The organism is Vallitalea sediminicola (assembly GCF_054408565.1).
The window spans coordinates 37,929-51,310 of record NZ_BTPT01000007.1; the positions used below are offsets into that span (position 1 = coordinate 37,929).

The window sequence follows — 13,382 nt, forward strand, 5'->3', positions numbered from 1 at the left end:
AGCAAAATAATTTTATGTGGAGGTGAATACAAATAATGAGAGAAAAAGGTTATCTACAAACAGAATATGTTAGAGAATCTAACTTCCCTCTGTCATTATATAATTGTGCTGTTAATCATTCCAGCAGCCTTCGTTCTCATTATCATGACAATTTTGAAATTATATATATAAAGGAAGGTAAAATCAATATAAGAATAGGTAATGAAACTTATTATTCTGAAGGTGAAAATATTTTTTTCTCAAATATGTTTCAGGTTCATTCTGCCCGATCCGCTGATGGATTAGAGAGTAAGTTCTATGCAATATTATTTGATAAACAGATGCTTGATACTATTAACGTTAATGATTATTTTATGAATTATATTAGACCCTTTTTAGTAGGAGAAAAAAGATTTCCGGCAAGGATATCATCAGATAGTGATTTGTATAAAAAATTAACAGAATCCTTGAACTTGATTATTAATGAATATAATACTAAAGAAAGAGCATACGAGGTTTTTATTAAGACTGAGATAGAAAGAATCTTCGCTTCAATGGTAAGATATTGTGATTTTTTAGATTCAGGTAGTAGGGATGGGTTCTCGGTAATGCATAAGAAAATTATGGATGATATGTGGGTATATGTACAAAGTAATTATCAAAGGGATATATCTTTGGATGAAATATCCAAGTTTCTTAATATTAATAAACATTATTTTTGTAGGTTGATAAAGAAACTGACAGGTAAACCATTTACTCAACTACTTAATATGCATAGAATCTATCAAGCAGAAAAGATGTTAAAAGAAACGGATATACCTGTCAGTGAAATATTAGAGATAACTGGATTCTCTAATCAAAGTTATTTTAATAGGATTTACATGAAGTATATTGGAAACACTCCTACTGCAACTAGAAAAAGGTTATATTAATCTTCTATAGCTGCTTTTTGTTCCATAGCTGCTTTTAACTTAGCCATTACTTCATCATCAAATTTACGTGTTCTATCATAGAAATATAGACCATTTTGTTCTTGTTCTACATCATACAGCTGTGTATAACATAGGGCACATATAGAAGGATTCTTGATAAGTACCTCTGTCAAGCCAACATACCTGTTTACAAATTCATCTATACTCTTGGGTCTGTCACCATAACCCCATCCGCTTTCATCATTGGAATTCCACCAGATACCACCATATTCACTTATGAAATAAGGTTGACCATCATATTGTTGGCGATCAGAAAAGCTCTCAAATACTTCTCCACCATTTGCCATAGGTTCAAAATCTTTTGCGAATAACTCCACATCTTGTTTATAATTATGTAAATCATATATATCTGTGACAACATGGAAATTACCACTTGTATCGATGACAGGTCTTGTTGAATCAACTTTCTTAGTCACATGGTAGATATTCCTTAATAAGTCATCATATTGCTGGTGACCATGTAAATCCCAAGTTTCATTGAATGGACACCATCCTATTAATGCAGGACTGTTATAATCTCTTTCTACTGCTTCAATCCATTCAGGAAGATAAGTATGCAGGGAAGAGGCTTTTGTATGGTCAATACCCCAGTTGCCGTATTCTCCCCATACCAGATAGCCCATTTTATCTGCCCAGTATAGAAAACGTCTTTCAAAAACTTTTTCATGGAGTCTAGCTCCATTGAACCCTAATGCTATTGATAGTTCAATATCTTTTTTGAGAGCTTCATCTGAAGGGGCTGTATAGATTCCATCAGGGTAAAATCCTTGATCAAGTACTAGACGCTGGAATATTTTTTCCCCATTGATCAAAATGGCTTTATCTCCAAGTTCTACTTTTCTCATACCAAAATAGCTATTAACTGTATCTAGTTGATTATCCGATTCAAGTTGTAATTCTAGATCATATAGTTTTGCGTCTAAAGGCTGCCATAAGTGTAACTCTGATAAATCTATGGATAACTTAGCATTTGAGCCTGTAACTTTTATTGAAGCATCTCCAACAATTGTATTATCATAGCTTGCTGTAACATTAAGTTTTTTACAGAAACATTTACCATGTAATGAAAGATCAAGATGTACCTTGCAATTATCAATATCTGGCACGATTTTGAACGATTCAATATAATTATTAGGAACATATTCTAGCCATACCGTTTGCCATATTCCTGTGACACGAGTATAAAAACAACCAGTGGAGTTATATTCAGAACTTTGTTTCCCACTTGGCTGAATACCTGTACGAGTATCATCTTCGGCATAAACAGTTAATGTATTCTCTCCATCTGATACAAAAGATGTGATATCAAAAGAGAAGGGGGTATAACCACCTTTATGAGAGCCGATGTATTCACCATTGACCCAGACTTCACAATAATAATCAACTGCTTCAAAATTAACAAGAAGACAACCATTCTTCCAATTAGATGGAATAGTAAATGTTTTACGATACCATACAGCATTCAGGAAATCTTTGTTGTTGATTCCTGATAATTCACTCTCAGGACAAAAGGGTACTTGAATTTTGTGAGGGAAATTAGGTTCCTTTTGAAGATTTCTTTCTTTTCCTGATTTAGAGAAATCATATTCAAAATCCCAAGTACCATTGAGATTCTGCCATTGTTTCCTTACCATTTGTGGACGAGGATATTCTTGATGTAAAGGATTCATATTTATCTACCACCTTAATTGTTATTTTGTTTTATATTATATATGGAATAATAAAGTATTCAATGATAATTTGGTGTTTTATATTGACTTATTGTTTTGTTTTTGTGTAGAATAAAAAGGGTGATATTATGAAATATAGAATTGAAAGTTTAAAATATGATGGTAAAGAGAAAAAGGGTTTTATAATAGATCGTTCACAAGGAACTGACGATTATTTATTTTTGCATTTCAAGACACCTGTCAATATATATCAACAAAATGAAATTATAAAAATAAAGCCGGGTGCCTGTATTCTATTCACTCCAGGTACAAAACATTATTTTGAATCTAATGAATGTGATTTAGTACATAATTGGATTCATTTCGAACCAGAAAAAGGTTCAAGATTTGATGAATTTGGTTTTGACTATAATAGAGTATTTTATCCATCAAGAACTAATTACATTACTCCAATTATAAGTGAAATAGAGCTGGATTTTATTAATAAGCCATTTCTATGGGAGGAAAATGCGTCAGCTCTGCTAACCAATCTTTTTATTAAACTATCACGGGAAGAACGTAGCAAAACAAGAGATTTATCTAATGGTATGATTGAAATTAGAGAAGAATTCAATATTTTTCGTCTACACCTCTATAGTAACTGTAGCCAAGAATGGAATGTAGAAAAAATGGCTAAGAAATTAAGACTTAGCAGGTCAAGGTTTTCAGTATTATATAAAACTATTTTTGGAGTTTCACCTAATGAAGATTTAATAACAGCTCGTATTAATAGAGGAAAATATCTTTTAGAAAACAGTTCTCTAACTATTTATGAAGTTGCTGAGATGTCTGGTTATAATAATGTGTTTCATTTTATAAGACAGTTCAAGAAATACACTGGAACAACTCCAGGTATGTTTAGAGGATTTTGAGCAAAAACATGAATAAAGAAAAGCTCCTATCTGAATTATAAAAAGACAGATTGGAGTATTCTCAATTTGAGTAATATAAAATTTTATGGGGGAATATAAAATAATTATATAAACTTAGTCTGGAATTTCAACGAATTTAATTGAATATAGATCGGCAACTACATCTTCTCCTGTTTTAATATCTCTTAAAACTATATGATCTACTCCCACTTCTTTTAGAATTCCGTCTTTATCAATAAATGTACCTGTACCTAGCAAGAAATTTACTTTCATGAATTTACCTATTTGTGTTCTTAAATATCCTTGAAGATATGAAGGATTAGTTATGACTGGAGGTAATGTTCTTGGAGGAGCAGCTTTATCATTACCGTTATTATTATTTTTTTCAGTTGTGAAGTTAGTATTCATAGCTGTTTGTCCGGATGGTGTTTGTTTAGGATATGGATATCCTCTTTTTTGTCTTAGAGATGAACCATAGGTTGTAGGCATATATTGCTCATTATTTCTATTCATAAATAACTCCTTTTATAGTTAATTATTTTAGATGATACTGATAATAATATTAATTGTCTTTGGTTTCTAAAGCTTTTATAATTAATGGATTAAGTGTCTTTATATAAATCGGTGGGATCAAAGAAGCAGTGTTTTCTTATTCTTGAATTATAAATTCCGGATTCATTATATGGGAAATAAGGAGGACATTGTGGATCAAAAGGATTCATGTACCATAAGGTAGTACCTATATTATACAGTTTATTACCTGCTAAAGCCCAATCTGCTATATCATAATGAATCTGCTCAGGAGGACTGGCCCATATAGTTTGAGGATTTGCTATACCACCTAATACTGACCTTACACAATCGAATTGACCTGGTTGGAATATAACTTTACGTAGATCTCCTTGATTAACTCTTTGATATTCTCCTTCAGCTGAATGAACCCGATTCATTACTACAGTTGCAACTGCTTTCATTCCTGTTTCGCCTTCTCCTCCAGCTTCACATTTGATTATTCTTGCAAGTAATTCTCTAGCTGAATAAGCCATCTTTCCATACCTTTTTGTTATACTTACTATCATTATATTAATGTTTCATAAAAGGTGATACATAATTTTTGCTTTACATAAAAATAAAATGCCAGTATGTACAAGGCATTTCATTTATTGAATAATATTAATGACCATCATCATTACATAAAATATCCAGTTAATAAATAATCCAGCAGGATGAGTGGTCATTATTTTACTTGCTTTTAATTATAGTTAATGTAAAGACAAATTCAGTTCCCACATTGATTTTACTATTAACATTTATGGTTTCACTATGAGCAGTAATTATTTCCTTTACAATAGATAAACCAAGTCCAGTACCTTTTTTATCTTCACCACGTGAACGGTCAGCTTTGTGAAACCTATTGAAAATATATTTGATTTCATTTTCATTGATACCTGGACCATTATCTTTTATTGAAATATTTACCTTGCCTTTGAATTTAGTTGTTTCTATGGTTATTCTATCACCTTTATTACAGAATTTTACTGCATTATCAATGAGGTTATAAATAACTCTTTCGATTTTATCCTTATCAGCAGATACTATAATTTGTTTTTCATCAATCAATAAGGTTATATGCATTTTTTTCTCTCTTATTTTGCCTTCAAATTTTATTAGAACTTCTCTTATAATCAGATGTATATCAAATTCTGTATAATTAAGCTGGATACCATTATTCTCCAGATTAGTAAGTAATAGAATTTCATTGGTTAAATTAGTTAATCTATTAGTTTCATCTAAAACTATATTAAGATATCTATCTTGATTTTCTGGTGGTATAGTTCCATCTAATATTGCTTGTACAAAACCTTTTATGGATGTCAATGGTGAGCGGAAATCGTGAGAAATGTTGGCTATGAAACTTCTACGCATTTCTTCTAATTTTCCTAATTCAGCAGCCATAAAGTTAAGATTTGTAGCAAGTTCTCCTATATCATCATTAGTATTAATCATGATTCTGCTTTCAAAATTCCCATTGGCTATAGATCTTGCTGTTTTATTCATCTGTTGGAATGTTTTAGTTATCCTTCTAGAGAATAAGTACATCAACATAATGGAAAATACTAATGAAAATAGTAAACAGATAATAGTGAGATTAAAGAAATAATTAGCTGTTTTTTTGACAACTGGGTAAGGTGAGTGCATTACTATTATCCCTTTGATATCATCGTTCATCTTTATGGGAACAATTACAGTTATAAGAGGAGTGGTGGATAAACCATAAAAATCTCCTTTTAACGTAACAATATCACCTTTCTTAGCCTTCTCAATACTAGGGTTATCTAAAATTATTTTTTCAAATGAATTAACACCTTTTTCCGAATCTATTTGTACCGTACCATCATTGGATAATATCCAAATCCTAGAACCAATATTATTACTCATAACCACAATTTGATATTCAAAATTAAGAGCTGCCATTTTGGTCTGATCATAGTATGCTGTCAGATATCCTTCACTTATAGCTTCGCCAACATTAATCATATTATTTTTTTGGTCATTGATGAAAAAAGATTCAATAATGTTAGTTAATAATGTTGTTAATATCATAAATATGAAGAGTGTCAATATTGCATAAACGAAGAAGAATTTATTAACAAATGATTTAAACATTATTTCACCTCAAATTTATATCCTATACCCCAAACGGTTTTGATACCCCAATATTCTGTTTCTTTTACTTTTTCCCTTATCCTTTTTACATGCACATCAACAGTTCTTGTGTCACCAATATATTCATAACCCCATATTCTATCTAATAGTTGTTCTCTAGTGAATACTTGGTTAGAATTAGAAGCTAGAAAATATAGAAGCTCTAATTCTTTTGGTGGCATTTCAATTTTATTATCAAAACAGATTACAGTATAATTTGATAAATTTATTGTAAGATTAGGTACTACTACTTGTTTGTTCTTATCATCCCATGGTTGATATCTACGAAGAACCGCTTTTACTCTAGCAGTCAGTTCTTTTGTATCAAAAGGTTTTACCATGTAATCATCTGCGCCCAACTCTAGACCTAATATTTTATCAAAGGTTTCTCCTTTTGCAGTTAACATGATTATAGGAATATTACTTATTTTTCTTATTTCTTTACATATATCATAACCATCCATTCCTGGAAGCATTAAATCTAATATTACTAAATTGGGTGCAAAAGTTTGAAAAGCTTTTACTGCATTGTTACCGTTATGAACGAATTTAGTTAAATAACCTTCTTTATTAAGGTATAGAGATATCAACTCAGTTATGTTTGGATCATCATCCACTATAAGTATTTTTTGTTTGGATTCCATATATTTTACCTCCTTATTTAAATTCAACTATTGTTACACCAGATTCGCCTTCACCATAAATACCAATTCTAAATGATTTTACATATTTAACTTTTCTAAGGAATGTATGAATAGCGGCTCTAAGAGTACCTGTTCCTTTTCCATGTATAATAGTTATTTGTGGAAGGTGAGATAAATATGCATCATCAAGAAATTTGTCCAGTTCTCCTAAGGCCTCTTCAACACTTCTGCCACGTACATCATATTCAGTAGAGATTGAGATGGATTTGGATGAAATGTTATTTTTACTTTTTGGTACCTTGGTATTATAGTTTACATCAGCACCCTTGACATAACTTAGATTTTTGATGTTAACTTTTGTTTTCATGATACCTAATTGAACTTGTACATCTCCCTTGTTATTAGGAGGCTCTAGAACAGTTCCTTTTTGGTTGAATGTTGATACAAAAACTGTATCTCCTGCTTTTAAGTCTTTTGGAGATTTGTTAGTTGCTTTTTTAGTTCTTATTCCTGTTGATAAACCCTTTTCTAATGTGGAAATAGATGAACGAAGTTTACTTCTCTGAATTTCCATTTCTTTAGAGTTATCAGTATCAGTACGAAGTTTATTCATACTTTTGATGATGTTATCTGCATCATCCTTTGCGTTATTAAGTATTTTATATGCTTCTTCTCTTGCTTCTGTCAGGATTGTATCTTTTTGTTTTTGAATCTTTTCACGTTGTATAGTAACCTTGTTTTTTAATTCTTCAGCTTCTTTACTATATTTCAGGGCTTTTTCTTTTTCCATGATTGTAGTTTTTTTACTTATCTCAAGTTCTGTAATAAGGTCTTCAAATCTTATTTCTTTATGTTCTAATAGTTGTTTTGCTTCCTCTATTATATTATCGGTCAAACCTAATCTTTTAGATATGGCAAAAGCATTACTTTTACCAGGGACACCTATGAGTAATTTGTAAGTAGGTCTAAGTGTCTTGACATCAAATTCACAACAAGCATTTTCAACACCTTTTGTAGAAAGAGCGTATACTTTTAACTCGCTGTAATGTGTAGTAGCTATGGTAAGTACATTTTTCGTATGGAGATTCTCTAGAATTGCCATAGCTAAAGCGGCTCCTTCTGTAGGGTCTGTACCTGCACCTAATTCATCAAAAAGTACTAATGAATTAGCAGTAGCATTTTGCAGAATGTCAATTATATTGGTCATATGGGATGAAAAAGTACTAAGTGATTGCTCAATGCTCTGTTCATCTCCGATATCAGCGAATAAATTATCAAAGATTGCTAGTTCGGATTTATCAAAAGCAGGAATGTGTAGACCTGCCTGTCCCATTAAGGTTAAAAGTCCTACTGTCTTCAATGTTACAGTTTTACCCCCTGTATTAGGACCTGTAATCATGAGCGTAGTGAAATCTCTACCTAGATGTATGTCTATAGGAACAACTGTGGCTCTATCAAGTAATGGGTGACGTCCTTTTTTAATATTTATATATTTATCATTGTTAAAGATCGGTTCTGTACCACCTAGTGATATTGATAGCTCACCTTTTGCAAAGATGAAATCTATTTCTGTCAATATTTTCATGTTACTAGCTAATTCTTCTTTATGTTCAAAACATATTGAACTAAGGATAGCTAATATTTTCTCTATCTCTTGTTTTTCTTTTGTAAAGAGTTCTTTTATTTTATTATTCAATTCCACAACAGACATAGGTTCTATGAATAATGTAGAACCTGAAGATGATTGGTCATGTATCATACCTTTAAAACTACCACGATATTCTTGTTTGACAGGAACACAATACCTATCATTACGTATAGTGATTATTGGATCTTGGAGCATGTTTTTATAAGTATTCGATGTAATGATTTTATTAAGGTGTTCTTTGATCTTACCATTGGATATCTTCATTTGTCGTCTAATATTATATAATTCACGGCTTGCGTCATCGGATATTTCTTCTTCGGAAATAATACATCTAGTTATTTCCTTATATAGTGGATTAAGTACTTCTATAGCATCAAATAAACCATATATAGTATCTAGATTATTAGCCGTATTAGAATCTTTTGCTGATTTTGCATAAGATTTTACATGTCTAGATACTCTTAAAATTTCCCCGATATTTAATAGTTCTACTAGTGAAAGGTCACCACCTATAGCTAATCGTTTGATGGATGAACGAATATCCTTTAGTCCACCTAATGCTAATGAACCTCTTCTTAATATCATTGTAGCTGCTTCAGAAGTTTCTTTTTGTTTACTTCTAATAGTATCAAGGTCACAGTAAGGGATTAAAGAAGACGAGAGTTCTTTTCCCATTTTGGATGAAGTTTTACTTAGCAACTGTTCTATTATTTTATTATATTCTAATGTTTTTAAAACTTTATTATTCATTTTAACCACCTTATTATTATTATTTAGGTATCTTGCATATGATAGGATTCATTTATATTTTACATCAATATGGTGGATTTTAAAAGTTAAAACTGATTATTTCCCTTGTGTAATGCGGCATATCGTCCTGGGGCATGTCCTGTCATACGTTTAAATTGCTTATTGAAGTGATACATATTATCATATCCTACTTTTTGTGATACATCTTTTACTTGACTATTAGAGCTTGCTAACAGATATTTAGCTTTATCAATACGTGCTTTGATAAGTTCTTCTTTTGGGCTTATATTGAAAAAATTTTTATACAAAATTGAAAACCTTGAACGACTTAAAGCAACAAGAGAAGCCATTTCTTCAATTGTCCATGGGGTCTGAAGATTTGTTAAGATTTCTTCACGGGCTATCTTGAAATTCTCTAACAAAGAAGTATTATGAGGATCTTCTATATAGTTGTTTTCATAGCTGTTTTCTCTGGCCAATTCAATGAAATAGTTCTCCAAAAGAACATTTATGTTTTCTTTCCAAAAGATATCTTTTCTTATGAACTCTCTCTCAAGCTTCTTAATAAAGCATCTTATAAAAGTAAAATCAGTTATAGAAAAAATAGTATTAGTTGGTAATTCCAATCTATCTAAGAAAGATTCTACATCATTAGCTGTAAAGTGAAACCAATCATTAATAAACCCATTTTTATTATTATAGTATTGCTGAGGATATGAAGGAGTATAGATAATACATGAATTTGGTTTATTATTTATTTTTTTGCCATCAAAGTCTATAGTTATTTCTGTATTGAAAAAGAGAAATAAGTAATCACCTGATCCATATGGTCTTTCTATTCTAAACTTATTATTGTGTCTGTAATCATATCCTACTGTATTTAATGTAAATTCCAAAATTAATCACCTCTACAAAACAAAATGACAAACAAAAACAAAATATTAGTTCATTTACTAATATATATTACTTAAATATAATTATACTATGTTTTCTATTATTAAAGCAATATAATAAAATATTACCAGAGAAGGAGTCAAATATGAATAAATACGTTATTGATACCAGTAAAAAGAAATCACAAATCAGTAAGCATATCTATGGGCATTTTTCTGAACACTTAGGTCGTTGTATTTATGGAGGGATCTGGGTTGGGAAGGAATCAGATATTCCTAATACACAAGGTTATAGAAATGATGTTCTTGAAGCATTGAAAAAAATTAATATTCCTGTACTCAGATGGCCGGGAGGTTGTTTTGCGGATGAATATCACTGGAAGGATGGGATTGGAGAAAAAAATAAAAGGAAGAGAATGATTAATACTAACTGGGGTGGTGTTGTTGAAGATAACAGTTTCGGTACTCATGAGTTTCTGGAATTCTGTGAGTTAATTGGTGCTGAGCCATATATATGTGGAAATCTAGGGAGTGGCACAGTACAAGAAATGTCAGAATGGGTTGAATATATGACTTCTGATAGTATTTCACCAATGGCTGATCTTAGAAAATCTAATGGAAGAGAGAAACCATGGAAAGTTAAATATTTTGGAGTTGGTAATGAAAATTGGGGATGTGGAGGTAACATGAGACCTGAGTATTATGCAGATGAATATAGACGTTATGCCAGTTATGTCAAAGATTATTCATCCAATAAGATTTTTAAAATTGCTTGTGGACCTTCAAAAGATGATTATAACTGGACAGAAGTTCTAATGGAAAGAGCTTGTAAATATATGCAAGGGTTAGCCCTTCATTACTATACTATAATAGGACCTTGGGAAAATAAAGGTTCTGCTACTGATTTTAGTGAAAGAGATTACTATAGAACTATAGATAAAACACTATATATGGAAGAGTTATTAGAAAAACATAGTGCAATCATGGATAAATATGATCCTAATAAAAACGTAGATTTATTTGTTGATGAATGGGGGAGTTGGTATGATGTTGAACCAGGGACTAATCCAGGATTTTTATATCAACAAAATACAATGAGGGATGCAATGATTGCAGGTATTAATCTAAACTTGTTCAACCAACATTCAGATCGTGTGCATATGGCGAATATTGCTCAAATAGTTAATGTATTACAAGCAGTTATTTTGACTGAGGGTAGAAAGATGATTCTAACACCTACTTATCATGTTTTTGATATGTATAAAGTCCACCAAGAAAATATATTAGTGGAGAGTTATATAACTACATCTAAAATTACCTCAGAAGAGTATAAAGTTAAAGATTTGATTGAATCAGCTTCAATTGACCAAAATAATAAATTGTATATTACTATATGTAATACAGATCTTGTTAAATCAAAATTGATAAATTGTGAACTTATTGATTTTATACCTAGAAAATATGATGCTAAGATTATTGCAGAAGCAATGAATGCACATAACACTTTTGATAATCCTCATGCAGTTTCAATGAAAGAATTTAATGATGTAATACTTAAGGGGAATGGTTTTACGACGACATTACCACCTTGTAGTATTGCTAGGATAATTCTAGAGTAATGTATTATGGAATATATATGTAAAAAATGCATGTTATTTGATGTGGATGAAAAGAATCTTCTAACAAAGATTCAGGGTTATATAGATTCCTTGGATAGTAGTATCAAAGTAGAAGAAATAATTTACTATAAGCGTTTGCAACATTGCGAAAATTGTTATGATTTAATAAATGGCATTTGTAAACATTGTGGATGTTTTGTATTGGTTAGAGCTATAAAAAGAAAACAACATTGTCCTCACCCTACCTTGTCTAAGTGGTAAAAGAGCAGTATTTTTTATTTTAATATAATTTAATATAATACTAAATTTTTAAATTTATATTACAAATATATTAAGAAATATGTTATAATAAATTTGACTAAAATATAAAATAAACTAATTATATACAAAAAACAACAAATAACTGTGTAAAGGTGGGGATAGAAAAATGAATTGGGGGACAAGGCATAGCGTTAAAGAACATAAAATCAAGAGTCGCAAATATATAACTTTTGTAATAATTCCTGATCCTACCAAAAGTCCTAAGACCATTAGAATTCCAAAATGGATTAGGTTCCCTCTACTTACTTGTGTTATTGCTGTAATAATATGGGTACTATTTACAATGACTAATGTAGCTGATGTACAAAGCAAAATGGCAACGGCTAATCTCAATCTTCAAACCAATACATACGAGAATAGTGATAAAGATGCAAAAATCGAGGAATATGAAACAGAAGAGGCTGAAAAGTTTTCCAAGTTAGATGATTTGCAAGAACTATATACGCAGATTCAAAGCAAGCTTCAAGAATTAGAAGATCAGAAGCAGGATATTGATTCTAAGCTTAATGGTACTAAGAAAACTACTGAAAGCAAGCCTATAGGTTCCATAGAAAGAAAAGCTTCAGCTGAACCTTTGGTAGCTGAATTTTCAGCATCAAGAAGTACTAATATTACTGCATCTTTAGATTTATTACCCATGAATAGCCAAGAAGATGAGTCTGATATAATAAAGCAGGATATATCGGTAGAGGAAGATTTTCAAGCTAAAGCAGAAGAGTTAATAAATAAACTTCAAGATACAATGAAATTGATTGACAGTGAGACTAATACATATAATAAACTTAATGATAAAGTTGATGAGATAATTCCTTATTGGCAAGCTTATCCTTCGATGTTACCTGTTAAAAATACATGGGTGACAAGTCCGTATGGATGGAGGAGAAATCCTTTTGGGCGTAGAACGCAAGAGTTTCATAGAGGTGTAGATCTAAAGGCAAATTATGGAACAAGCGTCTATGCAACTGGTAAAGGTACAGTTATTTTTGCAGGGTATGACTCTATTTATGGAAGGCTGGTAGTTGTTGATCATGGATATGGTATTACTACTAAATATGCACATAACTCAAGATTACTGGTTTCTCAAGGAGATAAGGTCAAGCGTGGAGATAAAATAGCTAAATCAGGAAGTACTGGTAGAAGTAGTGGACCTCACGTTCATTATGGCGTGCTTATAAATGGTGAAACACAAAATCCAATGGATTATATATATAAAGGAAAATGAAATTATATGTAATTGATGAAATTTTAT

General features: G+C 30.9%; 12 protein-coding genes. 5 read left to right on the forward strand and 7 right to left on the reverse strand.

What is annotated here, in order from left to right:
* Nucleotides 1-35: 35 nt before the first annotated feature.
* Complete coding sequence (locus ACX6CF_RS02790; protein ID WP_458783771.1) at nucleotides 36-911, forward strand: AraC family transcriptional regulator; 876 nt, start codon at nucleotides 36-38, stop codon at nucleotides 909-911.
* Here ACX6CF_RS02790 and ACX6CF_RS02795 read toward each other — a convergent pair.
* Nucleotides 908-2,641: a glycoside hydrolase family 2 protein gene (locus ACX6CF_RS02795; protein ID WP_458783772.1), complete on the reverse strand. Its 1,734-nt coding sequence runs from the start codon at nucleotides 2,639-2,641 to the stop codon at nucleotides 908-910. The genes ACX6CF_RS02790 and ACX6CF_RS02795 overlap by 4 nt on opposite strands.
* Before the next feature lie 128 nt (nucleotides 2,642-2,769).
* Here ACX6CF_RS02795 and ACX6CF_RS02800 point away from each other — a divergent pair, with 128 nt between their 5' ends.
* Entirely contained in the window at nucleotides 2,770-3,552 is a 783-nt protein-coding gene (locus ACX6CF_RS02800) for a helix-turn-helix domain-containing protein (protein ID WP_458783773.1), read from the forward strand.
* A 114-nt stretch (nucleotides 3,553-3,666) separates the two neighbouring features.
* Here ACX6CF_RS02800 and ACX6CF_RS02805 read toward each other — a convergent pair whose 3' ends face one another.
* The 6 genes from ACX6CF_RS02805 to ACX6CF_RS02830 form a co-directional block, all read right to left on the reverse strand.
* Nucleotides 3,667-4,065: a hypothetical protein gene (locus ACX6CF_RS02805; protein WP_458783774.1), complete on the reverse strand. Its 399-nt coding sequence runs from the start codon at nucleotides 4,063-4,065 to the stop codon at nucleotides 3,667-3,669.
* An 89-nt stretch (nucleotides 4,066-4,154) separates the two neighbouring features.
* On the reverse strand, nucleotides 4,155-4,598 hold the full coding sequence (locus ACX6CF_RS02810) for a cell wall hydrolase (protein ID WP_458783775.1): 444 nt from the start codon (nucleotides 4,596-4,598) through the stop codon (nucleotides 4,155-4,157).
* A gap of 196 nt (nucleotides 4,599-4,794) precedes the next feature.
* Entirely contained in the window at nucleotides 4,795-6,219 is a 1,425-nt protein-coding gene (locus ACX6CF_RS02815; protein WP_458783776.1) for a HAMP domain-containing sensor histidine kinase, read from the reverse strand.
* Entirely contained in the window at nucleotides 6,219-6,902 is a 684-nt protein-coding gene (locus ACX6CF_RS02820) for a response regulator (RefSeq protein ID WP_458783777.1), read from the reverse strand. Before ACX6CF_RS02820 ends, ACX6CF_RS02815 begins: the two co-directional genes overlap by 1 nt.
* A 13-nt stretch (nucleotides 6,903-6,915) precedes the next feature.
* Nucleotides 6,916-9,300: an endonuclease MutS2 gene (locus ACX6CF_RS02825; protein WP_458783778.1), complete on the reverse strand. Its 2,385-nt coding sequence runs from the start codon at nucleotides 9,298-9,300 to the stop codon at nucleotides 6,916-6,918.
* 86 nt (nucleotides 9,301-9,386) lie between these two features.
* Entirely contained in the window at nucleotides 9,387-10,196 is an 810-nt protein-coding gene (locus tag ACX6CF_RS02830) for a helix-turn-helix transcriptional regulator (protein WP_458783779.1), read from the reverse strand.
* Nucleotides 10,197-10,339: 143 nt separating this feature from the next.
* On the opposite strand from ACX6CF_RS02830, the gene ACX6CF_RS02835 reads away from it, so the two are divergent.
* The 3 genes from ACX6CF_RS02835 to ACX6CF_RS02845 all read left to right on the forward strand — a co-directional run bounded on the left by ACX6CF_RS02835 (nucleotide 10,340) and on the right by ACX6CF_RS02845 (nucleotide 13,355).
* Nucleotides 10,340-11,812, forward strand: a complete 1,473-nt coding sequence (locus tag ACX6CF_RS02835) for an alpha-N-arabinofuranosidase (protein WP_458783780.1) — start codon at nucleotides 10,340-10,342, stop codon at nucleotides 11,810-11,812.
* A gap of 6 nt (nucleotides 11,813-11,818) precedes the next feature.
* Nucleotides 11,819-12,073, forward strand: a complete 255-nt coding sequence (locus ACX6CF_RS02840) for a DUF6171 family protein (protein ID WP_458783781.1) — start codon at nucleotides 11,819-11,821, stop codon at nucleotides 12,071-12,073.
* A gap of 166 nt (nucleotides 12,074-12,239) precedes the next feature.
* Nucleotides 12,240-13,355, forward strand: a complete 1,116-nt coding sequence (locus ACX6CF_RS02845) for a peptidoglycan DD-metalloendopeptidase family protein (protein WP_458783782.1) — start codon at nucleotides 12,240-12,242, stop codon at nucleotides 13,353-13,355.
* Nucleotides 13,356-13,382 lie beyond the last annotated feature (27 nt).

Coding starts and splice junctions, on each gene's coding strand:
- ACX6CF_RS02790 (WP_458783771.1), top strand. CDS start 36: ATGAGAGAAAAAGGTTATCTACAAACAGAATATGTTAGAGAATCTAAC.
- ACX6CF_RS02795 (WP_458783772.1), bottom strand. CDS start 2,641: ATGAATCCTTTACATCAAGAATATCCTCGTCCACAAATGGTAAGGAAA.
- ACX6CF_RS02800 (WP_458783773.1), top strand. CDS start 2,770: ATGAAATATAGAATTGAAAGTTTAAAATATGATGGTAAAGAGAAAAAG.
- ACX6CF_RS02805 (WP_458783774.1), bottom strand. CDS start 4,065: ATGAATAGAAATAATGAGCAATATATGCCTACAACCTATGGTTCATCT.
- ACX6CF_RS02810 (WP_458783775.1), bottom strand. CDS start 4,598: ATGGCTTATTCAGCTAGAGAATTACTTGCAAGAATAATCAAATGTGAA.
- ACX6CF_RS02815 (WP_458783776.1), bottom strand. CDS start 6,219: ATGTTTAAATCATTTGTTAATAAATTCTTCTTCGTTTATGCAATATTG.
- ACX6CF_RS02820 (WP_458783777.1), bottom strand. CDS start 6,902: ATGGAATCCAAACAAAAAATACTTATAGTGGATGATGATCCAAACATA.
- ACX6CF_RS02825 (WP_458783778.1), bottom strand. CDS start 9,300: ATGAATAATAAAGTTTTAAAAACATTAGAATATAATAAAATAATAGAA.
- ACX6CF_RS02835 (WP_458783780.1), top strand. CDS start 10,340: ATGAATAAATACGTTATTGATACCAGTAAAAAGAAATCACAAATCAGT.
- ACX6CF_RS02840 (WP_458783781.1), top strand. CDS start 11,819: ATGGAATATATATGTAAAAAATGCATGTTATTTGATGTGGATGAAAAG.
- ACX6CF_RS02845 (WP_458783782.1), top strand. CDS start 12,240: ATGAATTGGGGGACAAGGCATAGCGTTAAAGAACATAAAATCAAGAGT.